Genomic DNA, 23,594 nt, shown 5'->3' on the forward strand with positions numbered 1-23,594 from the left:
ATACGATGGACCCGAAATCATCATCCGCTGCCGCAGAACTGACCCCACTTCTGGTCAGCGCCTGCCTGCTCGGGGATCCGGTGCGATATGACGCCGGGCACAAGTGGCTCGGCGACGAGCGTTTGGCCCAATGGCGTGATCAGGGACGGCTGGTGCCGGTGTGCCCCGAGGTGGCGGGAGGCCTGCCCACACCGCGCCCCGCGGCGGAGATCGCAGGAGGCAGCGGCGCTCAGGTGCTGGCAGGCGAACTCAGGATCGTCGATATCGACGGCGGTGATCCCACCGAGGCCTTTGTGGCGGGCGCCAGGCGAGCGCTCGCCACCGCCAGGCGCTACCACTGCCGGTTGGCGCTGTTGACCGACGCCAGTCCGTCCTGTGGCAGCACTCAGGTGTACGATGGCCGCTTCAGTGGCAGCAGGATCGCCGGTGAAGGCGTGACCGCCGCGCTGTTGCGCGACGCCGGCATCGAGGTCTTCGCCCCGCATCAGCTAGAGGAATTGGCTCGCCGTCTGGTCGAGCTGGATACCGACCGGCGGCGTTGAACGCCGGAGCGCTATTCTTGAGGCTCCTGCTCTTGTTGCTGCTCTTGTTGCTGCTCTTGTTGCAGGGCGGGTCGCTGGTGCTGTCGAGTCCCTTCACCTCGCTCGACGTCCAGAGCGGGTCCCACGATCGGGAAACTCACCGTCAGCGTCTGACGGCGCTGGTCGCGCGTCACCGTGATGCTGGCCTGGGTGCCTGGCAGTACGCGAGGCACCAGTGCCTTGAGCTGGTAGGGATGCGCGATGCCATGCCCGGCAAAGTTCAGGATGCGGTCGCCGACGCGCAGCCCCGCAGCCTCGGCGGGGCTGTTCGGGACCACCTCGGTTACCACCAGGCCTGGTCGGTCCTCGCTTGATTCGATACCTACCCCGAGTCGCGGCCCCTCGTTGTGCTTGTCTTCGCGTACCACAAAGACGGCGTCGGCAAGTCCCGCTTCGGCCTCGCAGGCGTCGTCGGCAGACAGCGGCAAGAGGCTCGCGACATCGGCGATACCCAGGCTCTTAAGCTGTGCCTCGATTCCCTCGCCGTGGCTGGCGTGACCCATTCCCACCAGGCCCACCGCCAGGTGGCCATCTTCGACCAGGGCGGCGAGCCCCTGGGCCATGGCCATGTCCCACACCTGCTGGGCGTAGACGAAGCCGTCGATCATGTCGTCGTCGAAGCCCTGGCCAAAGCCCTCGCCACCAAGTTCCAGGGCGTGTTCCTCGAGACTCGCCTCGAGCCGTTCACGGTAGGACGGTATGGCCGGTACGGGTTCGGGTATGCCGTGGCGTTGTGCCGGCGGCAGTGTGGAGACGCCATCCTCGACCAGCCGTTGGCGCAGCTCAGGGGTGACGTTCAGTGCCTTCAGCGGCAGCGCCTGGTCCCGGGCAAAGCGCAGCACCGGCAGGTAAAGCTCGGGGTCGAAGCCCCAGTAGCGGTACCACTGGCTCTGCTCGAGCAGGGCGGCCTCATCGATGTCACCGGCGATCCAGGCGTCCAGTGCCGATTGGCTTTCTCTCGGCAGCATCTCTAGGCCAATGGCCAGATTCGGCTGATGGGCGTGCAGGGCGGCCAGGCTCGCCAGCTGGAAACGATGGTGGTCGGGACGATCGTGCTGTTCACCCAGCAGGACCACCTGCTGGCGGGCGAGCATCGGCCAGCCCATCGGCGGCGCCGTATGGACGCGAGCGTCACCGGGCGTGATCCAGTCGCCGGGCGTGATCCAGTCGCCGGGCGCCAGGCCAGCGACTGTTGCAGTGCTGGTGCAGGATGCCTGGGCGTCGAGGCCGAGCACCAGCAGCACCGCCAGGGTGGCCCACCTCGGTGGCGTCCACCGGCGTGGGGGGCAGCAGCGATGTGACGGTCGAAATCGCAGAAGGGGCATGAGCGGGGCCAGCGTGAATCCAGCGTAAATCAAGAGAGAGCCAAGAGTGAGCCAAGAGCGGAACCAGCGCAGCAGCAGACCGAAACCAGCGCGGAACCAGACCGAAACCAGCGCGGAACCAGACCGAAACCAGCGCGGAACCAGACCGAAACCAGACCGAAACCAGACCGAAGCGAGAGCCGAAAAGGTTCAGGCTAGCCGCCCCGGCGCCGACGATCCAGTGTGGCCTGTCCATCGCTTGATCGATGTCCCGCCTGCGCCCTGCTGGTACCATGACGCACGCCGTCCACTGTCCATCGCCCAATACCCACCTTTAGCCACCATGATCTTCGCGACTGCATGAACACTCCCTTGCCCCACGCCGAGCGCCTCGAGGCCTTGACCCGGTTGCTCGCCGACTGGCACTGGCTCTGGTCGCCGGCGCCCTTTACCCATGCCGGAGCTCCCTGGCCAGAGCGAACGCCCGCCGCTGATATCGCCGCCTGCCTGCAGGCGCTGGATGACGCTCGGTGCCAGCGCTTGCAGCAACGCCCCTTCGATGCCTCGCCGCTGGCCGCCTGGCTACCGGTGGATGAACTGGCGCGCCTGGTCAGGGTTCCCGATGGAGCGCCGCCGATCCAGGCGCCCGAGGCGTGGGCGGCACACGTGGGAGGTCGCAAGTGGCAGCAGATGCTGGCCTTTGCGCCCCAGGTTGCGGTCGGCCAGGGGCAGCGGCTTGTCGAGTGGTGTGCCGGCAAGGGACATCTTTCGCGTCTGCTGGCGCGCCGCCACGACGGCTCCATTTGCGCGCTGGAGTGGCAACCGGCGCTGTGCGAAAGCGGCCAGGCGCTGGCCGAGCGGCAGGGACTGGAGGTGACGCTGGTCGAGCAGGACGTGATGGCGCCCAGCGTGAGCCGACACCTCGGTGACGCCGATCGGGTGGTGGCGCTGCATGCCTGTGGCGATCTTCACGTGCGCCTGCTGGAGCTGGCACGTGAACAGAAGGTGGCGATCAGTCTGGCTCCCTGCTGCTACCAGCGTACCCGTGACAAGATCTATCGCCCCCTGTCGCGTCAGGCGCAGCAACAGGCAGAGCGCCATGGTCTGTCGCTGGATCGAGAGGCGCTGGCGTTGTCGGTGCAGGAGACCGTGACCGCCAGCCAGGGAGAGCGACGCAAGCGTGAACAGGCGAACGCCTGGCGACTGGGTTTCGATGCTCTTCAGCGCCGGCTGCGCGGAGTCGACGACTATCTGGCGGTGCCGAGTCTGGCCTACGGCAGGATGCCGGAGCGCTTCGAGGACTTCTGCCGTTGGGCCGCCCGGGAGAAGGGACTGACAGTGCCCGACGGGATCGACTGGGACGCCTATCGACGTCGTGGCGAAGCGTGTCTGCAGCGGGTCAATCGACTCGAGCTGGTGCGCCATCTGTTTCGCCGGCCACTGGAGGTGTGGCTGGTGCTGGACCGGGCCCTGTGGCTCGAGGAGGCCGGCTTCGAGGTCAGTCTGAGCCAGTTCTGCCCGCGCGCGCTGACCCCGCGTAATCTTGCCCTGGTGGCGCAACCGGCGTAAGGCCGCGTGATCACCAGCCGGTCACGACGTTCCCGCAGGCGCGGAAAACCCGGGTACTGGCGCTGCCGGGTGGTCGAGACGAGACGGCCCCGGACACTTGAACTGTCCGGGGCCGTGTTTTCTTCAAGGGAGGGGATAGCTCGGCTGGCGCCGCACGCCGGATCAGCTGCGCTTGCTACGCCTGAATTGCTCGGTTTCCCAGACCTTGGCGCGCTTGATCAAGGGGGTGATGCTGGATCCCTGGATCAGGATCGAGAACACCACCACCGAGTAGGTCATTACCAGGATGATCTCGCGCACGTCGATGTTCTTTTCGGGAATCACGGTGATCCCCGACGGAATCGACATCGCCATGGCCAGCGCCAGACCACCCCGCAGTCCGCCCCAGGTCAGGATGCGCACCGAGTAGGGGTTGTAGCGACGAAAGCGCCGGAAGCCCAGGTAGGCCAGGCGCACGCTCAGGTAGCGCGACAGCAGCACCAGCGGCACGGCGGCGATCATCAGCACCCAGTCCTCCGGGTGGAAGCTGAACGACAGCATGGTCATGCCGATCAGCAGGAACAGCACGCCATTGAGGAACTCGTCGACCAGCTCCCAGAAGTGGTCGAGATGCTGCCGGGATTCCTCGGAGAAGCCCTTGCGACGGGTACGGTTGCCGATGATGATGCCGGCCACCACCATGGCCAGGGGCCCGGAGACCTCGAGAAACTCGGCGAACACGTAGCCGGTGGTGGGCACCAGCAGCGTGAGCATCAGCTCCATGGAGTGGTCGTCGGTGTGACGGATCAACTGATGAAACAGCTGACCGAGCACGAAGCCGTAGACGATGCCGCCGAGCGCCTCCTGCAGAAACAGGTGGCCGACGCTGGTCACCGTGGGGGTGGTGCCGCCGAAGGCGACGGCGAACAGGGTGACGAAGAGCACCAGACCGAAGCCGTCGTTGAACAGCGACTCGCCCTCGATCTGGGTCGAGATGCGCCGGGGTGCATTCATCTTCTTGACGATGGCGAGCACCGCGATGGGGTCGGTGGGAGAGATCAGGGCGCCGAACAGCAGGCAGTAGATCAGATCGAAGTCGATACCCAGCCAGCCCACCAGCAGCCACAGGCTGTAGCCGATGAAGAAGGTCGAGAACAGGGTGCTGCCCATGGCAAGGATGGCGATTTCCCACTTCTGGTCACGCAGGTGGGGGAGCTTGATCCCCAACGCACCGGCAAACAGCAGAAATCCGAGGATGCCCTTCAGCAGGAAATCCTCGAAATTCAACTGATTGATGGCGGTTTTAGCGGTTTCGTCGAGGGCGAACCAGCCCGCGTGACCGGCGATGACGATGGCTAGCGACAGTATCAGAGCGCCAGCAGTGATCGCGATGGTGGTCTGAAATTTTCCGATCTTGCCGTTGATCAGGGAGATCACCATCGCCATCGCGGCGAGCAGGCAAAGGGTGTCGTACACCGACATGGAGGGAGGCCTCTAGGTAGGATGGGTGAGTCGTGTCGGCTCGAGCGCTGGCTCGAGGCCGTAAAAGGGGGGCAGCAGCAGGCACATCGGCTCGGCCCGTCGCATCGCCTGAGGAGGTCAGGCGCTGGTGTGACGGGGGAGGCGATTGTGACGTGTCCATCGCGGGAGTTCGGTCCTGAGCGTGGTGTGCTACGCCCTGGCCGGTTGGGCCAGGGGGAGCGGATAGGGCTTGCGAACAGGTCTTGCAAATTGGGCTTGCGAATAGCGCCTGTACGCTGGATACGGATGTCCCGGCGGTCAGCATCTGCGGCGTCATGCTCGAAGGCGCTGAAGCCAGGCATCAAGGCCTTCGACGCGTGAGACGCGAGTCGGCTATATCGGCGTTTCGCAGTGCAACAAAGTATACGCGGGTCGCGGTGCGGGTACATCCCGGATGTCGCTTTTTTTGAAGCGCATGGGCGAGGATTGACAGGCGCCTGGCTTGTCTACGACAAAGGTCTGAAACCAAAGGCGTGTGTCGCTCGGTTCAAGCGAGCGCCCTGACGACAAGGAACCTCTATGCAAGTACACGATATCGCCGTACACCTGGGGCCTGCCCAGGCCCATCTGCGCCAGTTGGATGACGGTTGGGCGGGGCTGATCGATCGGGTGGGCGACTGCGGCCTGACCACCGCCCTCGATCGAAGCCCCTACGAGTCGTTGTCCAGGGCGGTGGCCTATCAGCAGCTCCATGGCAAGGCGGCGGCGGCGATTGTCGGCCGTCTGACGGCGCTGTTCCCGGGGCAGGATTTCCCCAGTCCCCGGCAACTGTCCGAACTCTCCTCGGAGGAGCTCCGAGCCTGTGGCTTCTCGGCACGCAAGCAGGCGACCCTCCAGGGCCTTGCCGAGGCGGCACTGGACGGTCGAATCCCTAACCGTGAACAGGCCGCCGAGATGGAGGACGAAGAGCTGATCAAGCGTTTCACCGCCATCAAGGGTATCGGCCGCTGGACCGTCGAGATGATGCTGATCAACACCCTTGGACGTCCCGATATCCTGCCGGTGGATGACTTGGGCATCCGCGACGGCGCGCGCTACCTGTTCGGCTGGGAACGCATGCCGACGCCAAGGGAGACCCGCGAGCTGTGCGAACCCTGCAGGCCCTGGCGCTCGGTGGCGTCCTGGTACCTGTGGCGCTGCAACGAACAACCGGATTACCGACGCCTGGCGAAGTCCTGAACCGGGCCAGGCAAGCCGAGAAGGCAAGGAAGGCGCGGAAGCGGCAGCGAGGATGACCGGCGACAGCCGTGCAGGGTTCGCGGCCGTTGCTGCGAACGCGGTACCCGCTGATGGCGACAGCAGGGTGACTTAGTTGCGACGGCGGTAGGGGTCGGGCATCGCCTGTTCCGGGCGCCAGCGGGTGCGCTCGCCGTTCAAGGTCAGCACAAGCTGGCGAGGCCCGCCGTGGTCGCGGTGCTCGCACAGATAGATACCCTGCCAGGTGCCCATCGCCAGGCGCCCTTCGGTGACGGGAATGCTGAGCGAGGGCCCCAGCAGGCTGGCCTTGAGGTGGGCCGGCATGTCGTCGCTGCCCTCCTGGGTGTGGCGGTAGTAGGGTGCGTCCTCCGGCACCATCACATTGAAGTGACGCTCGAAGTCGCCACGTACCGTGGGATCGGCGTCTTCGTTGATGGTCAGCGATGCCGAGGTGTGCTGGATGAAGACGTGGAGCAGGCCGATGCGCATGCTCGGCAGGTCCGGCAGTGCCTGAACGACCTCATCGGTGATCAGGTGAAAGCCCCGGGGGCGGGCAGCGAGGCGAAGGGTGCTCTGGAACCACATCTAGGACGGTCTCATTGTCGGCGTTGACGCTGGAGGCCATGGCAGGGCAAGGCCCCTGCGCAGGAAAGCCCCTGTGCAGCAGGGCCATCGCTCGGGGCAGACAGGCGCCATCAGGCGGCCAGCGGTAAGGAATTCAAACGCGCAAAGACTACCTCCTTTACCGTCCTGTGAGGAGTCCCGAATGAAAGATCAACGTCTGACCCGGGCCGACGTCTTTCGCCACCAGCCGATGCTGGCCAAGTCCCTGGTGGAACTCGAGCGTGCCGTGGCCGAGGCCGGCATCGAGTCTGAGCTGGTGCACCTGATCAAGCTGCGCGCCTCCCAGCTGAACGGTTGCGCCTTCTGTCTGCGCATGCACAACCAGGAAGCACGCGAGGACGGTGAGCAGCAGTCGCGTCTGGATGTTCTGTCGGCGTGGCGAGAGACCCAGCTCTTCAGTCGCCGTGAACAGGCAGCGCTGGCCTGGACCGAGGCGCTGACGCTGGTCAGCGGCCAGGAGATCGGCGGCGGCGACTACACCCGCCTGGCCGCGGAATTCACCCCCGAAGAGCAGGTCAACGTGACGGCGCTGGTGGTCTCGATCAACGCCTGGAACCGGATCGCGCTGGCGTTCGCCTTCCCGGTGGAGTGACGTCTGTGGCGCGACCGAACGTCTCCCGCGCTGGTAGGCGACGTCGTCTTGCCACTATGTTCCGCCAAGCTGGCCGGCGCGAAAGATCATCCTGCCAGCAGCGGAAACAGCGGGTGCTCCATGGGGCTGCCCGCGGGCAGTTCGTCAGCGAGGCCGGGAAAAGGCGGCGAGGTGGTCCAGGCCCGCGGTGCGTGGACCATGTCGTCACCCAGCAGGCGCACCGAGAAAGCGCGACGGCGATGAGGGCCACTGACGCCGCCCGAGGCGTGCAGGGTCAGCATGTTGAAGAATACGGCGTCGCCGGGTTCCAGCGCCCAGCCAAGGATGGAATAGCGCTCACGCTGGGCCTCGATGTCAGGCAGTTCGGCCAGACTGCCCTCGGGGAACCAGCTGGCCTGGTGGTCCATGAAGGTCCGCGGCATCAGCCAGGGCCCCTTGTGGGACCCGGCCACAAACTCCAGGGTGGCCGCCCGGGATACCGGATCCACCGGTAGCCACATGCTGACGTTCTGACTGCCTTCCACGTTGTAGTAGGGCTGGTCCTGGTGCCAGGGGGTACGCTGGCGCGTGCCCGGTTCCTTGACCAGTAGATGGTCGTGGTAGAGGCGTACCTGGCGCGAGCCCATCAGGCGTTGCCCGATAAGCCCCAGCGGCGAGTCGAAGATGAAACCTCGATACGCTTCGTTGGTCTGCCAGTTGCAGAAGTCCTCGAAGAACCAGCCTGGGTCATCGGGTCGACTGGCGACCTTGGCCCGGGGGCTGGGATCGCGCAGGTTGTCCTCGATGCCCTCCGCCAGTCGCTTGAGCTCCTGGGGGCAGAAGATGCCGCGTAGACAGATGGCGCCGTCGCGCTGGAAGGCGGCGACGTCTTCGTCGCTGACCATGATGTCGGGATGGATGCGCAGGTTCATGTGGCCTCCAGGCGGTGGAAGTCAGGAAGAGGAAAGGACAGCTGTGACAACAGCCGGTCGAAGAAGCCCTCGCACTTCGCGATCTGATCGAAGGCGATGAACTCGTCTGGCTGATGGGCCTGATGGATGCTGCCGGGGCCGCAGATCACGGTAGGGACGCCCAGCTGGGCGAACAGCCCGGCCTCGCAGCCGAAGCCGAGCGCCAACGGCTCGACGCTGCATTCGGCCAGCTCGGCGATCCATGACAGGTAGCCTTGGCGGCGTTCGTCCAGCGGTGGGTACTGGCCGCGGCATTCCAGGGTCAGTCTGGCGCGACGGCCGAGGCCGATCAGGTCGCGATCCAGGCCGCTGGGAAAGTCCTTGCGCAGCCGCTCGAGGATTTCCATGGCGGGCTGCCCGGGCAGCGGGCGCATCTCGAAGTCGATGCGGCAGTGCTCGGGGATCTGATTCAGCGCGCTGCCACCCTCGATCAGCCCGACGTGGACCGTGGAGTAGGGGGGATCGAAGCGCTGATCGGTGAGCGACATCAGGCGCTTTTCCCGTGCCAGCTGGCGGATCTGCGCAACCACGCCCGCGCCGACATCGATGGCGTTGACGCCTCGCCCCGGGTAGCCCGAGTGGCCTCCCACACCCTCGATGGTGGCGCGCATGCCGACGTGGCCCTTGTGGGCGTTGGCGATGCGCATCGCGGTGGGCTCGCCGACGATGATGCCCCGCAGGCGTTCCTTGTGAGCCTCGAGAAACGGCAGCATCAGCGGGACACCCAGGCACCCGACCTCTTCGTCGAAGGACAGCGCCAGCAACACCGAGTGACGCGAGTGCTCTGCCTGCCAGGCGGCCAGTTTGGTCAGGGCCACGCCGATGAATCCCTTCATGTCCGCCGTACCGCGACCGTACAGGCGTTCAGCGTGGCGTTTCGGCGTGAACGGGGCGGTGACACGCCAGTCTGCGGGGCTCGCCGGCACCACGTCGGTGTGGCCGGAAACCAGCAGGGCCGGGGCGTCGCGGGGGCCAAATTCGGCGATCAGGTTGGCCTTGTCGCCGCTGTCGTTGTAGAGCAGGGTCACCGCTGCCCCACGCGCCTCGAGCCAGCCGGCGACGTCGTTGATCAGTTCAAGGTTGGAGCGATGACTGGTGGTGTCGAAGGCCACCAGGCGTTCGATCATCGCAAGGCTCAAGGGTAGCGTGTTGCTGGTCAAGACGAGGCTCCGTGAGTGCAGACCGTCAGGCGAGGGGCCAGACCACCAGGGTCGCCAGCAGGATGAGCACAGCGCCGAGGGCATAGAGCAGGGCGATCAGCGGCAGCATGAAACGCATCCAGCGGCTCCAGGGAATGCCGGCGATGGTGAGTCCCGCCATCAACCAGCCGGCGGTAGGAGTAAAGGCATTGGAGATGCCGTCGCCAAACTGGAAGGCCAGCACCGCGACCTGGCGGTGTACCTCTGCGAGGTCCGCGATGGGCGTCATGATGGGCATGGTCAGCGCCGCCTGGCCGCTGCCCGAGGTGACGATGAAGTTCATCGCGCTTTGCATGGCGAACATGCCCAGTGCTGCGGCCGACGCCGAGGTGTCGCCGATCAGCGTGGAAAGCGAATGGATGATGGTGTCGATGATCTCGCTGTGTTGCACGATGACCACGATGGTGAAGGCCAGGCCCACCGCCAGGGCGCCGTCCATCATGTCCTTGCAGCCGGTGGAAAAGGCCCCGGCGATGGTGTTGGCCCCCATGCCGGCAAGCAGCCCGGTGACGATACCCAGCAGCAGGAAGACGCCGGCCATCTCCTTGAGGTACCAGCCGAAGGCACTGACTCCGGCGATGATCGCCACCAGAGCCAGGGCGAAGGCGCCGAGGATCAGCAGGTGGCGAGGGGTCAGGTCGACGTGATCGCCCGGTCCTTCCTCGTCGGGCGGGGCCAGGCCGTAGACCACACTGCGCTCTGGCCTTGCCTGCACGCGACGGGCGTAGAACATCACGTAGCCGATGCTCAGGGCGACGAACGCAAGCCAGCAGACGAAGCGGTAGCCCATGCCGGAAAACAGCGGCAATTCGGCGATGCTCTGGGCGACGCCGACGTTGAAGGGATTGAGAAAGGAGCCGGTGTAGCCGATGGCGGTGCCGATCAGCGGGATGGCGGCGGCGACCACGGCGTCGTAGCCGATACGTCGCGCCAGCGGCAGCAGGATGAAGATGTAGACGATGCTGCCCTCGATCATGCCGTAGGTACCGGAACACAGGGCGAAGAAGGTCATCATCAGCGGGATGATCAGGATCTCGCGGCCCTTGAGCTTCACCAGCAGGAAGTGGACCAGCCCTTCGATGGCGCGGGAGCGCCTCAGGACCCCGAAGGTACCGCCGACGATGACCAGAAAGAAGATGATCGACGAGCCGCTCTTCATCCCTTCGAAGAAGGCGTTGAAGAACTCGAAGGGACCGATGCCCGGGGAGTCGATGGCCTGGTAGGTGCCGGCGACGATGACCGAGCGCCCGTCGGCGTTGGTGATGCGTTCGAAGCTTCCGCTGGGGACGAACCAGGTGACGATGGCCGCCAGCAGGGCGAGAAAGAAGAGGATGACGAAGGCGTGGGGGAGCGGCCTCTGTTGCTCGACGTGTGGTCTGGCGGCCATCTTGTCATGATTCATCGGCTGACTCTCGCTGGTGGCGGGTTTATGGCACCTGGGGCTGAGTTCATTGATCCTTTCGGTTTAGTCCGAACCAGCGAAGCCTGTCGAGTCAGGGCGCGCGGCTGGGCAGAAGATCGTCGAGAACGAGGTCACACAATGCGCCTTCGTCCAGCAGGCGTGTGGCGGCCTCGATGTCCGGTGCGAAGTAACGATCGTGGTCATAGTGGGTCACCCGGCGACGCAGTCGCTGACGGGCCTGCTCCAGCAAAGGCGTCGAGGCGAGCCCCTCGCGCATGTCGAGGCCCTGGCAGCTTGCCAGCCATTCGATGGCCAGCACGCCGCGAACATTGGCCGCCATCTCCTTGAGTCGCCGTCCCGCCGCCGGCGCCATGGACACATGGTCCTCCTGATTGGCCGAGGTAGGCAGGCTGTCGACGCTGTGAGGGTGGGCCAGAGCCTTGTTCTCGCTGGCCAGCGCGGCGGCTGACACCTGGGCAATCATGAAGCCGGAATTTACGCCGCCGTTTTCGACCAGGAAGGGGGGAAGCCGGGACATGTGGGTGTCCATCATCAGCGAGATGCGTCGCTCCGATAGGGCCCCGATCTCCGCCAGCGCCAGCGCCAGATTATCGGCCACAAGGGCAACCGGCTCGGCGTGAAAGTTGCCGCCCGAGAGGATGTCGCCGTTGTCGGCGAACACCAGCGGGTTGTCGGTGACGGCGTTGGCCTCGATCTCGAGCACCCTGGCCGCGTGGCGGATCTGGTCGAGCACCGCGCCCATGACCTGAGGCTGGCAGCGCAGCGAGTAGGGGTCCTGGACGCGGTCACAGTCGGCGTGGGAGGCCCCCACCTCGCTGGTGTCCTCGAGCAGGTGACGATAGGCCCTGGCAACGTCGATCTGCCCGGGTTGGCCGCGCAGTTCGTGGATGCGGGCGTCGAAGGGAACCCGCGAGGCCAGGCTCGCCTCGACGCTAAGGGCGCCGCACACGGTGGCGCTGGCAAACAGATCTTCGGCCTCGAACAGACCGCGCAGCGCCAGCGCGGTGGAGACCTGGGTGCCATTGAGCAGCGCCAATCCCTCCTTGGGTGCCAGGGTCAGGGGCGACAGGCCAGCCACGTTCAGGGCGTCCCGTCCCGAGAGGGTCTCGCCACGGTGGCGTGCCTGGCCCTCGCCCAGCAGTACCAGACTCATATGGGCCAGTGGCGCGAGGTCGCCCGAGGCACCTACCGAGCCCTTGGCGGGGATCACCGGCCAGACCTCGGTGTTGATCAGGGTGATCAGGGCGTCGAGGACTTCGCCGCGAATGCCGGAGTAGCCGCGTGCCAGGCTTGCCACCTTCAGCGTCATGATCAGCCGCACCAGCTCGTCGTCCAGGCGTTCGCCGACGCCGGTGGCGTGGGATAGCACCAGCGAGCGCTGCAGGTCCTCCAGGCGTTCGCGCTCGATGCGGGTCTGGGCCAGCAGGCCGAAGCCGGTGTTGACCCCGTAGGCGGTGCGTCCCTCGTCGATGACGCCAGCCACCGTCGCCACCGAGGCGTCGATGGCGGCGTATGCCGAGGGCTCCAGAGACACCACTGTCGGTGACGTGAGGAGCCGGCGCATGTCCTGGAGGGTGAGTTGGCCTGGGCTGATGACGAGTCGATGCATGGTGGCGAGCTCCCGAGACGTGGCCGAACATGATGGGAAAACTTTAATGTATATACATTAACAGCAGGGCAATGGCGCGGCGTCAAGGCGGCTATCGTCGAACGGCAGGCAGGAATCGCCAGGGGGGAGTGACGATGTGTGTCACAGACTGTGCCCGATCTTCTATACAGATTTCGCCACTGACATGAGCGGGGTGGGCGACTGGGTCGGCTAGCGCAGGGGTGGGGTGATGGACGTCTGGACCTGGTTCACAACGTCAGCGAATTCAGGCAGGTGTCGGACCGTCGCTACAGTGTTGCCCAGGGGCTGGTGTCCCCCTGTTCCAGCACACGTCGCACGGTGGCGAGGGCCTGTTGCAGGGACTCGCGGCTGTCGGGGGCGCCCACGCACAGGCGAATGGCCTGGGGCGCCGGCTCGCTGCCGGTACAGAAGGGTTCAGGCGTTGCCACCAGCACGCCTTCGCTCTTCAGCAGGGCCTGTACCTCGCTGGCCCGACGGCCCTCGGGCAGCGGTAGCCAGAAGTTGGCGCCGTGGGTGAGATGGCGGGGCGTCAGGGCCTCGAAGCTTGCCCGTGCCAGACGCTGCCGAGCGGCCAGCTCTGCGGTCTGCCAGGCCAGCAGTTCGGGGTAGCGTGGCGAGGCGATCCAGCGCCGCGCCACCTCGGTCATCAGCGGCGGACACATCCAAGACTGCGCCCGCAGCAGGCTGCCGATGCGCTCGCGCAGGGTGGCCGGCATCTGCAGCGTGCCGACCCTGAGGCCACCGGAAAGCACCTTGGAGGTGCTGAATACCTGCAGCGTGCGTTCCGGCGCCAGTTCCAGCAGAGACACACCGCGATCCTCCCGCGGCAGGTACTGGACGGCGTCCTCGATCAGCCAGAAGTCATGGCGACGCGCCAGGGCGGCGAGCTGTTCCCTGCGCTGCGGCGAAAGCACCGCGCTGGTGGGGTTGTTCTGGTCCGGGGTCAGGTAGACCAGGCGGGGCACCTGGCGCTGGCACAGGCGTGCCAGTGCATCGATGTCCATGCCGTCGTCGTCCAGGGGTACCGCCATCGGCTTGAGGTGAGCGTGGCGGGTGGCGGCGTTGAACCCCGGATAGGTGAGGGCGTCGGCGGCCACGCTGTCGCCGGGGCGGGTCAGGGCTCTCAGGCACAGGTCGATGCCGTGCTGGCCGCCCTGGGTGATCGCCAGCACCTCGTGCAGGGGAAAGCCGAGATCCTCAAGCCAACGTGACAGCGCCTCTCTGTGCTGCCGGGTGCCGATGTCGGGCTGGTAGGCGGCGACCATGGCAAGGCAGGCCGGGTCTTCGGTTACCTCCGCCAGGGCCTGCTGCAGACACTGATGACGCCAGGGGTGCGGCGGAGCAAAGCTCAGGCTCATGTCGACCACGCCATCGGAGTCGGCTGCGACGTGTACATCGAAGGGGCTGTTGCCGGCGGCGGCGTCATTGACGTAGGTGCCACTGCCGACCCGGGACGATACCCAGCCCCGTTGCTGGGCTTCGCTGTAGGCGCGGGTGATGGTGCCCACGGTGACGCCCAGCGCGTCGGCCAGGGCCCGTTGCGGGGGCAGTCGATCGCCGGCGGCGAGCTGGCCCTGGTCGATGGCATCGCCGATGGCCGAGGCGATCTGGCGATAGCGGGCCGAGCGGGAGTCGAATTCGAGGGAGGGAGCCCAGATTGTCATGGTGACAATAAACTCTTTGACGGCAATTGTTGCCTGAGTATGCTTTAAAAACCGGGGTCAATTCACCTGGTTTCACACCATAATGCAAAAAATGTAGGGGTACAATCATGGAAGAGACCGCTAGTCAGCTCGCCTTTCTGCTTCCGGCAGCGCTGTTCATGGTGTCCATGACCATCACGCCGGGTCCCAACAACGTGATGCTGACCGCCTCCGGCGCCAACTACGGCTTCCTGCGTACCCTGCCACACCTGTTCGGCATCCTGGGCGGCTGTTTTGTGCTGTTCGCCTCGATCGCGCTCGGGCTCGGGGTGGTGTTCGAGCGCTATCCGGTGGTGCAGGGCGGACTCAAGCTGGTCGGCAGCCTGTACCTCTTGTACCTGGCGTGGAAGATCGCGACGGCCCCGCCGCCGGACCTGCGGGTAGGCGATGCCCGCCCGCTGTCCTTCGTGCAGGCGGCGGCGTTCCAGTTTGCCAACCCCAAGGCGTGGGTCATGGGTATCGCGTTGATGGCGGGGTTCCTGCCGGACGGCGGCAACCCCTGGGTCAACGCCCTGTTGCTGGCGGGCGTGGCGGAACTGGTGGGGCTACCCTGCATCGCTCTGTGGGCAGGGTTTGGCACCGCCATCGGCCGCCTGTTGAAGAGCGACCGATCCTGGCGGGTGTTCAATGGGGTGATGGGGGCGCTCACCGCGGCCTGCGTGGTGATGATCCTGGCCTGAACCTTTCAGCCTGGCGCGATCGGAGCTTAGGGCTTGTCTGAAAAGTGCCTGCGCTCGGTAATACGGCGTTAAAAATCGGCTGGTGCGCCAGCCCGGTCAAAATGCTCATTTACACCCCGTAAACTGCGCTTTCTCACCGATTTTGCCTTGTCTAACCTTCGCTCGTCGACTTTTCGGACAGCGCCTAAGGCTTGGTCGACAAGACTCAGCCCTCGCTGGGCTCATCAGGCGATGCACCCTCGGGCCGACGGGCGGTCAGGGTGATCTCCACGGCGGCGCCGCCATGCAGTCGTGGCGACACGGTGCAGGTACGCGCCGGATAGCGCGCAGCCTCGAACCACTCAGAATAGACATCATCCACCGCCTGTTGCAGCGACAGGTCGGTGAGGTGCACTTGAACACGCACGGTGTCGGCCAGGGTGCAATCCGCCTGCTCGAGCAGGTGAGACAGTCGCCTGAGGATCCAGCGAGTTTCTTCGGCGGCGTCACCGAGAATGGCGTCACTGCCCTGGATATCGGCGGCGGTCAGCCCCGACAGATGGACGTAGTGTTCGTCCATGACCAGATGGGAGCCCGGAAACTCGGGGCTGGGTAGGGTGGGGTCGTTGAAGTAGCGTGCCATCTTGCCTCCTGCTGCGGCTTGGTCGTTGTGCCGCTGGAGAAATGTCTGGCGAATGCCGCCGACTTTCCTTGCGGAAAGCAGGCGGCGGAAATGCGTTTGTCGGTTGACTGCGGAGAGCGTCCGGGAATAGCGCGGGCGTCAGCTGCTGACTTCGCACTGCACCGGCATGCGCCGGCCGATGGTCCAGGTGGCCTCGTTGCCCTTGCCACGGAAGACGTGCTGGCCGTTTTCCGAGGCGTAGTGCATGCCCGAGGCGGCGGGCTGGCGTTCGAGCGGGAAGCTGTCGCCGTGCATCTGTACCTCGGCGCTGTCCTGACTGTCGAAGACGATGGTGAACTGGCTGCCATCCTGGCAGATGTAGTCGGCGGAGGGCGAGGCTGCGGCGTCGGCACTGTCATCATGGCCACTGCCGCCGGCACAGCCGGCCAGGGCGGTGAACAGTGCAGTGAAGGCGGCAACAGGGATCCAGCTGGCGTTCATGAAACATCTCCTTGTCATATGAAGGGAGCCGTGGAAAAGGCTCGCCTGGCGTTAGGCCTTCCCAGGCTACACAAGTTCCGCACCCGCCACGATACCTCGCCGGATCAGCCCTGCTCAGGCGGTTCGCGTCCGGGAGTCGTGTTGCCGCGGGAGTCGCCGTCGTTATCGTCATGGGCCCCGTCGTCAACGCTGACATCCGTCGGTTGTTGCTCCTGGCGTCTGGCGTGGCGCTCTGCCTTGTCGCGATGGGTGTCGTCGGGCACCAGGGCTAGCAGAGTCTCGCCGTCACCGGCATCGAAGCTTTCATCCTTGTGCATGACGCGTACTTCGCCATCCTCGTCGTAGGTCGAGATCACCCGGGCGTCGGGGTTGTCGCGTCGATAGTCCTCGAACGAATAGCTCTCGCTGAGGCGCGTCAGACGGACGCACCAGCCCTCGCGGATGTAGTTGGTGGCCTGTTCGAAGTCGAGTTCCTTGGCAAAGAAGCGCCCGCCCAGGGTCTGCTCCAGATGATCGCCACCGGCACCGCCCCCCGGGGCGAAGCGGTACACCTGATGGTGGCCGAATTCGGGAGCATAGTGCATGCACAGCAGGGCGTTGTAGTCGTCGTTGTCGGTCAGCGCCACCATGCTGTCGAAGCGGCTGAACTCCAGCGTCAGCTCGGCCTCCTCGGTGAGTACCTCGCCGTAGTAGGTGGGAATGTCGCGGCCTCTGACCTGGCGCAGATGGTTGTAGTTGCGATCGGCGATCAGCACCGGGCGCCCGGTGGACTGGATGGCCTCGGCAAGGGCGACCGTGAAGGGGTTGGCGCCGATGATCAACAGCCCCTTGGTATCGGTGGACTGAAGATTGAAGCGACGGGCCAGGGGTTGCAGCGAGAAGCCGTGAAGCAGCACCGTGACGGCGACGATGGCAAAGGCCAATGGCGACAGCAGGGCGGCGTCCTCGATGCCGATGTCGACCAGGCGCGCGCCGAACAGACCGGCGATGGCCACCGCGACCACTCCGCGTGGACCGATCCAGCCGACCATCAGCTTCTCGCCGAAGGGCAGGTCGACCTTGATCAACGATATGAAGACCGCCAGCGGGCGGACCAGCAGCAGTACCACCGCGACGAACAGGATCTCGCGGGTCGTCAGGGTGGCCAGGGTGCCCAGGTCCACCTGAGCGGCCAGCAGGATGAATACCCCGGAGACCAGCAGTACGGTGATGTTCTCCTTGAAGCGGCGGATCTCGTCCAGCGACGACAGCGACGAATTGCCGATCACCACGCCCATCACGGTGACCGCCAGCAGGCCGCTTTCATGCAGCAGCGCATTGGGCAGGGCGTAGGTGGCCATGACGAAGAAGATGATCACCGGCACCTTGAGAAACTCGGGGATATGGCCGCCCTTGATCGCGCGGATCAGGCCCCAGGCGGTGGCCAGTCCCACCGCGCTCGCCACCGCGATGCCCAGCGCCATATGGCCGAGGGTCATCGACAGCGAGTGAGAGGAGTTGAGAACGATGGCGAGTTCGAAGGCCAGCACCGCCGCCAGGGCGCCCACCGGGTCATTGAGGATCGCCTCCCAGCGCAGGATTTCCCCCGGACGCCGCTTGAGGCTGGCCTGGCGCAGCAGGGGAATGATGACGGTGGGGCCGGTGACGATCAGGATGCCGCCAAGCACCGAGGCCGATGCCCAGGTCAGTCCACCGATGTAGTGACCCGACAGGGTCGCCAGCAGCCAGACCAGCGGGCCGCCGAAGAACACCAGGCGCTTCACCGCAAGCTCCGCGCCCTTCAGCCGTGTCAGGTTCAGCGTCAGGCCACCCTCGAACAGGATCATCGCCACGGCGACCGCGATCAGCGGTTCGAGCAACTCGCCGAATACCGAGCGTGGGTCGAGCACACCGGTTACCGGGCCGATGAGTACGCCGCTCAGCAGCAGCAGAACGATGGCCGGCACCTTCCAGCGCCAGGCCAGCCACTGGGCGCCGATACCGAGCGCCGCGATCAGGCAGAAGACGAGAACGGGGGTCATGAGGGCTTCCCTGTGGTCGAATCGGTGCAGTCAGTGCTTTGCTTGCCAGGCTGGCGAGGTAACGTCGGCGAGCGCAGGCACTTTTCCTACAAGGCATAACGCTAGGCGGCGCCCGCTGCATTCACAACCAACCCTGTAAACGCTTGCGACCCGATCGGCACAGTTGCCCGGAGACTCAGGGGGCCGCGCCACGCAGGCATTGAAGGAGCCTTCGCACTACCGAGGGCGGGGAAGTGTTCGCGTCAGCCCGCGGGCCGGTCGACGCCGGCCGCACGGACGCCGAGGACGGGTGACGAAGATTGAACGTGAAGCCGGAAACGCTGATGATCTTGTCGCGCTGAAGCGAGACTTCGAACTCCGCTCTTGGCGCGGCCAGGTCGAAGTCATACTGGGTGGTAAGGATCACCTGCTTGTTCTGTTCATGACGGTAGCCCGAGCGCAGCGGTATCAGACGAATCGCATTGGATACCACGCTCTCCTCGTCCGGTTCCGGCACGATGGTCGGTAGGCCGATGTAGACCTTGTTATTTTCCAGGGTCACCAGAGCATAGGTGATCTTGCGATATTTAAGCTGTTTCAGCGTCTCCAGCAAGGACGACCGGCTCATCCGGTCGTGTCGATCGATCGTGCCTTTGCGCAGGTTGTCGGACAGTCCGGTTCGGGCCTCGAGAATAGCCGCGTTGTGGGCCAGGTCGATCTTGGCCTGGGTCATGATGGTGACAAGGTGGTGCTCGATAGGCGCCTGGTCTCGCAGCAGCTTCACCACATGGTGGCGGCGCGCCTGTTGTAGCCGCGTTGCTCCCAGCCAGGTGAATCGCTGGCATGACCAGGCAATGGACCAGGTAAAGGCGATTGAGCACAGTGACAGGGACGCAATCTGAAGCGATGCCATGGTGGCGGGAGGAGGAGGCGTTGCAGAGTAGAGTCCGCTTGCCATCAGCTGGGCGAGCAGCATGAACAGGTGAGTGTGAGGAAGGAGGGTGATGCCTGTCAGCCTGCCGATCAGTACACCGAGCCACGGCAGCAGATAGCCGAACAGCAAGGCGACCACCGCGACAATAAGAATGCCGAACTGCGCGGCACGAATGTAGAGCGACCAGCCATGGTAGAGGCTGATACGGATGCGCTCGGCAGGGCTTTCGCTGAGGTAGATATAGCCACACACCAGCACGGGAAAGATGAGCAGCCCGATCATGGTGGGCGGCTACGCTGCTACTGGCTTTCGTGGGAAGCCAGGGGGAAGCTCTGGTCGATGCGTTGGCGCTCGAGCTCGGCGGCGTCCTTGCTGGCGTACCTGCGCACCACCACGGTACCCGAGGCAGTGATATCCACGTCATCCCAGCCTGCCGTCTCTGCCGCCTCGGTAGATTGCTGCAGCTGCTGCTGAATCTGCTCGAGAATGCGTTGGCCCTGTGCGCTCATGTCCTGTTCCTCTCATGGACTGACACTGAGAATAGCACGATGCGATGTATGTCGCGGGATGGAAAGGAAGCGGAAGGCATGGGGAGGGGGAGGAAAGAGAGGGAAGGGAGAGAAAAGAAAGGAGAGAACCGCGCTGGCCCCGTTCCTTCCTCTCTTGCCTTCCCCCTCGGCATTGGTCAGCCCTTGGCAACCACCGCCACACCGGCCTTGGAGCGATTGGGACGCCCGATGGCGCGGGTGATCCAGTCGCCCACGGCGGCGATGCGCTCGAGGTCCACCGTGGTTTCGATGCCCAGGCCTTCAAGCAGGTAGACCACGTCCTCGGTGGCGACATTGCCGCTGGCGCCCTTGGCGTAGGGGCAGCCCCCGAGGCCCGCCACCGAGCTGTCGATTACCTGGATGCCGTCCTCGAGTACCGCGGCCAGATTGGCCAGCGCCTGGCCATAGGTGTCGTGGAAGTGGGCGGCCAGACGCTCGACCGGAACGTCACGGGCCACCGCCTCGAGCATGCGCCGGGCGTTGATTGGGGTACCGGTGCCGATGGTGTCGCCCAGTGACACCTCGTAGCAGCCCATCTCGTCCAGCGCCCGGGCGACCGCCGCCACCTGTTCTGGCGCGATCTCGCCTTCGTAGGGGCAGCCGAGCACGCAGGAAACATAGCCGCGCACCTGGATCCCCTGATCGCGGGCGCGTTCCACCACCGGGGCGAAGCGCTCGAGCGACTCGGCGATGGAGCAGTTGATGTTCTTTTGCGAGAACGACTCCGAGGCCGCGCCGAACACCGCCACCTCATCGACGCCGCACTCGATGGCCGCCTCCAGTCCCTTGAGGTTGGGAGTCAGCGCCGAATAGCGCACCCCTGGCTGGCCTTTGCCCTCTCGCATCAGGGCGGTCATCACCTCGCGGTGGTCGGCCATCTGTGGCACCCATTTGGGCGACACGAAGCTGGCCGCCTCGATATGGCGGTGGCCGGCCTTGGCCAGGCGTTCGACCAGTTCGAGCTTGGTCGCCGTGGTGATCGGGTCCGGCTCGTTCTGCAGGCCGTCGCGAGGCCCGACTTCGACGATGCGAACGCTGGCGGGAAGGGCCATCAGCGGGACTCCTTTTGCTCGGTTTCGGGCTGTGTCTCTGACTGCGCCTCTGTTGACGACGCGCCGGCGTCGAACTCCAGCAGCACGTCGCCCTGGCCGACGGTGTCGCCGGCGGCGAAGTGGAAGCTGGCCACGGCGCCGTCGGCCGGGGCGGTGAGGGTGTGCTCCATCTTCATCGCTTCCATCACCATCAGGGCGTCACCCTTGGCAACGGCAGCACCGGGCGCAACCAGCAGCGCCACCACGGTACCGTGCATGGGCGCGGTCAGGGTCGACTCGACCTCGTGCTGGCCGTGGTCGATGGCGTCGATACGCCGCCAGTAAAGGCGGACCTCGCCCTCGGGGCTCGACAGCACGATCTCGTTGCGCTCCTTGCCTTCGCCCACCAGGCGCGCCTGCAGGCGGCGGCGGTGGCCGTCCAGGGTGATCGCCACGGCGTCGCCGGGCAGATCGGTGAGGCTCGCCGATACCTGCTGGACCTCGTCGCGATTGGCCCCGCTGATGCTGAGCTGCCAGGCGTCGTCACTGGCCCCATGACGTCCCTCGACCAGCGCCAGGCTCGCAGGCTCGGCGTCCAGCGCCTCGCGCGGGTCGCACAGGGCGATACGGATCTGGCGCGGGCCGTTCAGGCGAAAGCCGTCGTGGCGGTCCCAGGGCGAGTCGCTCTCGCACTCCCGAGACAGCTGATGCAGCGCCACCAGGGCGGCGCTGGCCAGGCTGTCCTGGTCGAGGCCGCGGGAGGCGAACAGGCTGTCCTCGTGGCGCTCGATAAAGCGGGTATCGAGGTTGGCCGCCTGGAAGTCCGGGTGGGTGGCCAGGCGCTGCAGGAAGCCGCGGTTGGTGACCACACCACGCACGTCCAGCGCCGCCAGGGCGCGGTTCAGGGTCGCCAGCGCCGAGGCGCGGTCGGGGCCGTGGGTGATCAGCTTGGCCAGCATGGGGTCGTAGTGCATCGACACCATGTCACCGCTTTCGACCCCGCTGTCCAGGCGCACCCTGGCCGGGTCCAGCGAGGCGCCCTCGAGGTCCAGCGAAAAGTGGCTGAGCAGGCCGGTGGCGGGCAGGAAGTCCTGGTCGGCGTCCTCGGCGTAAAGCCGCGCCTCGAAGCTGTGGCCATTGATGGTCAGCTCATCCTGGCTCAGCGGCAGGCGCTCGCCCATGGCCACGCGCAGCTGCCACTCGACCAGGTCCTGCCCGGTGATCATCTCGGTGACAGGGTGCTCCACCTGCAGGCGGGTGTTCATCTCCATGAAATAGAAGGAGCCGTCCTGCCCCGGTGAGGCGTCGAGCAGAAACTCCACCGTGCCGGCGCCGACGTAACCGATCTCCTGGGCCGCGCGCACCGCCGCCTCGCCCATGGCCTGGCGCAGTTGCAGGGTCATGCCCGGTGCAGGGGCTTCCTCTAGCACCTTCTGGTGACGACGCTGCACGCTGCAGTCGCGCTCGAACAGGTAGACGCCGCCGCCGTGGCTGTCGCAGAACACCTGGACCTCGACGTGGCGAGGCTGGGTCAGGTACTTCTCGATCAACATGCGGTCGTCGTTGAAGGCCGCGCGGGACTCCCGTCGGCAGCCGTCCAGGGCCGCCTGGAACTCGTCGGCGTTCTCGACCACGCGCATGCCCTTGCCGCCGCCACCGGCGCTGGCCTTGAGCAGCACCGGATAGCCGATGGCGTCGGCCTCGCGCTTGAGCAGGTCGTCGTCCTGATCATCGCCGTGGTAGCCCGGCACCAGCGGCACCCCGGCGTCCATCATGCGGGCCTTGGCGGCGGACTTGTCGCCCATGGCCTTGATGCTGGAGGCGGGCGGGCCGACGAAGACGATACCGGCGTCTTCGCAGGCGCTGACGAAGGCCTCGTTTTCCGACAGGAAACCGTAGCCGGGATGGATGGCGCCGGCGCCGCTGCGGCGGGCCGCCGCGATGACCTTGTCGACATCGAGATAGCTTTCCCGGGCCGGCGCCGGACCGATGCGGATCGCCTCATCGGCTTCGCGCACGTGGCGCGCGCCTTCATCGGCGTCGGAGTACACCGCCACCGTCTTCAGGCCCATGGCCCGGGCGGTGGCCATGACACGACAGGCGATCTCGCCACGATTGGCCACCAGCAGGGTGTCGAAGCGCGGCTGGCGGTCTGACGGATTCGAGCTCATGAGGCGCTCCCTTTTTTGTTGGTGGATGAAGGGGGGCTGGCGGAAGAGGAGGTGTCGGTCCAGGCCGGACGGCGCTTCTCGAGGAAACTCGCCAGTCCCTCCTGGCCTTCGGCGCTGGTGCGCAGCTCACTGATGACCTGACAGGTGCGCTCGCGGGTGGCGTCGCTGTCGGTGTCCCTGACGACTTCCGCAAGCAGGGCCTTAGTCGCTCGACTGGCCTGGGGCGAGGTGGCCAGCAGGGTGTCGAGCATCGCGTCGATGGCGGCGTCGAGTTCCTCTGCGGCGACCACCCGGTGGACCAGGTCCAGTCGCTGGGCGGTGTCGGCGTCCATGACTTCGGCGCTGAGCGCGTAGCGGCGCATCTGACGGCTGCCGATGGCGCGCTGCACGTAGGGGCTGATGACCGCCGGCGACAGGCCGATGCGCACCTCGGACAGGCAGAACTTGGCTCTGTCGGAGGCGATCACGATGTCGCAGCAGGCGGCCAGGCCTACCGCGCCACCGAAGGCCGCACCCTGGACCCGGCACACCGTCACGCAGGGCAGGCTGTCGAGGCCGTGCATCAGGCGAGACAGCTCACGCGAGTCGGCCAGGTTGTCGTCGACGCTGTAGTCGACCATGCGCTTCATCCAGTTGAGGTCGGCGCCGGCGGAGAAGCTCTTGCCCTCTGAACCCAGCACCAGTACTCGTACCTCGCCGCTGTCGGCGGCCTGGCGTACCTGATCCAGGTGGGCGTTGAGCTCGCCGATCAGGGCGTCGTCGAAGGCGTTGTGCACCTCGGGGCGGGTCAGGGTCAACCAGGCAACCCCCCGGGCGTCGATCCGTAGTTGGGACATGTCTGACATGGGATCCATCC

Annotated in this window: 21 protein-coding genes; 5 read left to right on the top strand and 16 right to left on the bottom strand. The window is 65.8% G+C overall.

The features are described 5' to 3' along the window. Window positions 1–5: 5 nt before the first annotated feature. Window positions 6–542 carry a 2-thiouracil desulfurase family protein gene (locus C6W88_RS12940; RefSeq protein WP_181248637.1) on the top strand — a complete coding sequence of 179 codons (537 nt, stop codon included), beginning with the start codon at window positions 6–8 and terminating at the stop codon, window positions 540–542. Between the two features lie 11 nt (window positions 543–553). Here C6W88_RS12940 and C6W88_RS12945 read toward each other — a convergent pair whose 3' ends face one another. Next, the gene (locus tag C6W88_RS12945; protein WP_108132732.1) at window positions 554–1,906 is read right to left on the bottom strand and encodes a ChaN family lipoprotein; all 1,353 of its coding nucleotides are present in this window, start codon (window positions 1,904–1,906) and stop codon (window positions 554–556) included. Between the two features lie 339 nt (window positions 1,907–2,245). Here C6W88_RS12945 and C6W88_RS12950 point away from each other — a divergent pair, with 339 nt between their 5' ends. Next, window positions 2,246–3,454, top strand: coding sequence for a methyltransferase (locus C6W88_RS12950; RefSeq protein WP_108132733.1), 1,209 nt, complete (start codon window positions 2,246–2,248; stop codon window positions 3,452–3,454). A 162-nt stretch (window positions 3,455–3,616) separates the two neighbouring features. On the opposite strand, the gene C6W88_RS12955 is transcribed toward C6W88_RS12950, so the two are convergent. Then, entirely contained in the window at window positions 3,617–4,915 is a 1,299-nt protein-coding gene (locus C6W88_RS12955) for a cation:proton antiporter (RefSeq protein WP_045994275.1), read from the bottom strand. A 558-nt stretch (window positions 4,916–5,473) separates the two neighbouring features. Here C6W88_RS12955 and C6W88_RS12960 point away from each other — a divergent pair. Beyond that, window positions 5,474–6,133, top strand: a complete 660-nt coding sequence (locus C6W88_RS12960) for a DNA-3-methyladenine glycosylase family protein (RefSeq protein ID WP_108132734.1) — start codon at window positions 5,474–5,476, stop codon at window positions 6,131–6,133. 129 nt (window positions 6,134–6,262) lie between these two features. On the opposite strand, the gene C6W88_RS12965 is transcribed toward C6W88_RS12960, so the two are convergent. After that, complete coding sequence (locus C6W88_RS12965; protein ID WP_108132735.1) at window positions 6,263–6,736, bottom strand: secondary thiamine-phosphate synthase enzyme YjbQ; 474 nt, start codon at window positions 6,734–6,736, stop codon at window positions 6,263–6,265. A 181-nt stretch (window positions 6,737–6,917) separates the two neighbouring features. Between C6W88_RS12965 and C6W88_RS12970 the strand changes: the two genes are divergently transcribed. After that, complete coding sequence (locus C6W88_RS12970) at window positions 6,918–7,367, top strand: carboxymuconolactone decarboxylase family protein (protein WP_108132736.1); 450 nt, start codon at window positions 6,918–6,920, stop codon at window positions 7,365–7,367. Between the two features lie 86 nt (window positions 7,368–7,453). On the opposite strand, the gene C6W88_RS12975 is transcribed toward C6W88_RS12970, so the two are convergent. From C6W88_RS12975 to C6W88_RS12995, 5 genes are all read right to left on the bottom strand, one after another. Continuing rightward, a complete protein-coding gene (locus C6W88_RS12975) occupies window positions 7,454–8,278 on the bottom strand; it encodes a phytanoyl-CoA dioxygenase family protein (RefSeq protein WP_108132737.1) in 825 nt (274 codons plus the stop codon). Continuing rightward, window positions 8,275–9,477, bottom strand: a complete 1,203-nt coding sequence (gene argE / locus C6W88_RS12980) for an acetylornithine deacetylase (RefSeq protein WP_181248636.1) — start codon at window positions 9,475–9,477, stop codon at window positions 8,275–8,277. Before argE ends, C6W88_RS12975 begins: the two co-directional genes overlap by 4 nt. A gap of 25 nt (window positions 9,478–9,502) precedes the next feature. Beyond that, window positions 9,503–10,918, bottom strand: a complete 1,416-nt coding sequence (locus tag C6W88_RS12985; protein WP_108132739.1) for a YfcC family protein — start codon at window positions 10,916–10,918, stop codon at window positions 9,503–9,505. A gap of 91 nt (window positions 10,919–11,009) precedes the next feature. Next, window positions 11,010–12,548: a histidine ammonia-lyase gene (gene hutH, locus C6W88_RS12990; protein ID WP_108132740.1), complete on the bottom strand. Its 1,539-nt coding sequence runs from the start codon at window positions 12,546–12,548 to the stop codon at window positions 11,010–11,012. A gap of 287 nt (window positions 12,549–12,835) precedes the next feature. Further along, window positions 12,836–14,233 (bottom strand): aminotransferase-like domain-containing protein, encoded by a 1,398-nt coding sequence (locus C6W88_RS12995; protein WP_108132741.1) that lies wholly within the window; start codon window positions 14,231–14,233, stop codon window positions 12,836–12,838. Between the two features lie 107 nt (window positions 14,234–14,340). Here C6W88_RS12995 and C6W88_RS13000 point away from each other — a divergent pair, with 107 nt between their 5' ends. Next, entirely contained in the window at window positions 14,341–14,952 is a 612-nt protein-coding gene (locus C6W88_RS13000; RefSeq protein ID WP_045994283.1) for a LysE family translocator, read from the top strand. Between the two features lie 205 nt (window positions 14,953–15,157). Here the strand turns inward: C6W88_RS13000 and C6W88_RS13005 are convergent, their stop codons facing one another. The 8 genes from C6W88_RS13005 to C6W88_RS13040 form a co-directional block, all read right to left on the bottom strand. Next, the gene (locus C6W88_RS13005) at window positions 15,158–15,574 is read right to left on the bottom strand and encodes a RidA family protein (RefSeq protein WP_108132742.1); all 417 of its coding nucleotides are present in this window, start codon (window positions 15,572–15,574) and stop codon (window positions 15,158–15,160) included. Between the two features lie 138 nt (window positions 15,575–15,712). Next, window positions 15,713–16,054 (bottom strand): MliC family protein, encoded by a 342-nt coding sequence (locus C6W88_RS13010; RefSeq protein WP_108447738.1) that lies wholly within the window; start codon window positions 16,052–16,054, stop codon window positions 15,713–15,715. Window positions 16,055–16,158: 104 nt separating this feature from the next. Beyond that, entirely contained in the window at window positions 16,159–18,075 is a 1,917-nt protein-coding gene (locus tag C6W88_RS13015; protein ID WP_197037113.1) for a cation:proton antiporter, read from the bottom strand. Window positions 18,076–18,250: 175 nt separating this feature from the next. Further along, on the bottom strand, window positions 18,251–19,270 hold the full coding sequence (locus C6W88_RS13020; RefSeq protein ID WP_108132744.1) for a hypothetical protein: 1,020 nt from the start codon (window positions 19,268–19,270) through the stop codon (window positions 18,251–18,253). A gap of 17 nt (window positions 19,271–19,287) precedes the next feature. Further along, window positions 19,288–19,497 carry a hypothetical protein gene (locus tag C6W88_RS13025; protein WP_108132745.1) on the bottom strand — a complete coding sequence of 70 codons (210 nt, stop codon included), beginning with the start codon at window positions 19,495–19,497 and terminating at the stop codon, window positions 19,288–19,290. 176 nt (window positions 19,498–19,673) lie between these two features. Then, window positions 19,674–20,588, bottom strand: a complete 915-nt coding sequence (locus C6W88_RS13030) for a hydroxymethylglutaryl-CoA lyase (RefSeq protein WP_108132746.1) — start codon at window positions 20,586–20,588, stop codon at window positions 19,674–19,676. Next, complete coding sequence (locus tag C6W88_RS13035; RefSeq protein WP_108132747.1) at window positions 20,588–22,738, bottom strand: acetyl/propionyl/methylcrotonyl-CoA carboxylase subunit alpha; 2,151 nt, start codon at window positions 22,736–22,738, stop codon at window positions 20,588–20,590. Before C6W88_RS13035 ends, C6W88_RS13030 begins: the two co-directional genes overlap by 1 nt. Then, window positions 22,735–23,583: an enoyl-CoA hydratase-related protein gene (locus tag C6W88_RS13040; RefSeq protein WP_108132748.1), complete on the bottom strand. Its 849-nt coding sequence runs from the start codon at window positions 23,581–23,583 to the stop codon at window positions 22,735–22,737. The genes C6W88_RS13035 and C6W88_RS13040 overlap by 4 nt, the downstream gene beginning before the upstream one ends. Window positions 23,584–23,594: the final 11 nt, after the last annotated feature.

Source organism: Halomonas litopenaei, from assembly GCF_003045775.1.
Classification (GTDB): Bacteria; Pseudomonadota; Gammaproteobacteria; order Pseudomonadales; family Halomonadaceae; genus Halomonas; species Halomonas litopenaei.

Bases quoted from the DNA above. Each gene is read 5' to 3' on its own strand.
- C6W88_RS12940 (WP_181248637.1), top strand. From the start codon at position 6: ATGGACCCGAAATCATCATCCGCTGCCGCAGAACTGACCCCACTTCTG.
- C6W88_RS12945 (WP_108132732.1), bottom strand. From the start codon at position 1,906: ATGCCCCTTCTGCGATTTCGACCGTCACATCGCTGCTGCCCCCCACGC.
- C6W88_RS12950 (WP_108132733.1), top strand. From the start codon at position 2,246: ATGAACACTCCCTTGCCCCACGCCGAGCGCCTCGAGGCCTTGACCCGG.
- C6W88_RS12955 (WP_045994275.1), bottom strand. From the start codon at position 4,915: ATGTCGGTGTACGACACCCTTTGCCTGCTCGCCGCGATGGCGATGGTG.
- C6W88_RS12960 (WP_108132734.1), top strand. From the start codon at position 5,474: ATGCAAGTACACGATATCGCCGTACACCTGGGGCCTGCCCAGGCCCAT.
- C6W88_RS12965 (WP_108132735.1), bottom strand. From the start codon at position 6,736: ATGTGGTTCCAGAGCACCCTTCGCCTCGCTGCCCGCCCCCGGGGCTTT.
- C6W88_RS12970 (WP_108132736.1), top strand. From the start codon at position 6,918: ATGAAAGATCAACGTCTGACCCGGGCCGACGTCTTTCGCCACCAGCCG.
- C6W88_RS12975 (WP_108132737.1), bottom strand. From the start codon at position 8,278: ATGAACCTGCGCATCCATCCCGACATCATGGTCAGCGACGAAGACGTC.
- C6W88_RS12985 (WP_108132739.1), bottom strand. From the start codon at position 10,918: ATGAATCATGACAAGATGGCCGCCAGACCACACGTCGAGCAACAGAGG.
- hutH (WP_108132740.1), bottom strand. From the start codon at position 12,548: ATGCATCGACTCGTCATCAGCCCAGGCCAACTCACCCTCCAGGACATG.
- C6W88_RS12995 (WP_108132741.1), bottom strand. From the start codon at position 14,233: ATGACAATCTGGGCTCCCTCCCTCGAATTCGACTCCCGCTCGGCCCGC.
- C6W88_RS13000 (WP_045994283.1), top strand. From the start codon at position 14,341: ATGGAAGAGACCGCTAGTCAGCTCGCCTTTCTGCTTCCGGCAGCGCTG.
- C6W88_RS13005 (WP_108132742.1), bottom strand. From the start codon at position 15,574: ATGGCACGCTACTTCAACGACCCCACCCTACCCAGCCCCGAGTTTCCG.
- C6W88_RS13010 (WP_108447738.1), bottom strand. From the start codon at position 16,054: ATGAACGCCAGCTGGATCCCTGTTGCCGCCTTCACTGCACTGTTCACC.
- C6W88_RS13015 (WP_197037113.1), bottom strand. From the start codon at position 18,075: ATGACCCCCGTTCTCGTCTTCTGCCTGATCGCGGCGCTCGGTATCGGC.
- C6W88_RS13020 (WP_108132744.1), bottom strand. From the start codon at position 19,270: ATGATCGGGCTGCTCATCTTTCCCGTGCTGGTGTGTGGCTATATCTAC.
- C6W88_RS13025 (WP_108132745.1), bottom strand. From the start codon at position 19,497: ATGAGCGCACAGGGCCAACGCATTCTCGAGCAGATTCAGCAGCAGCTG.
- C6W88_RS13030 (WP_108132746.1), bottom strand. From the start codon at position 20,588: ATGGCCCTTCCCGCCAGCGTTCGCATCGTCGAAGTCGGGCCTCGCGAC.
- C6W88_RS13035 (WP_108132747.1), bottom strand. From the start codon at position 22,738: ATGAGCTCGAATCCGTCAGACCGCCAGCCGCGCTTCGACACCCTGCTG.
- C6W88_RS13040 (WP_108132748.1), bottom strand. From the start codon at position 23,583: ATGTCAGACATGTCCCAACTACGGATCGACGCCCGGGGGGTTGCCTGG.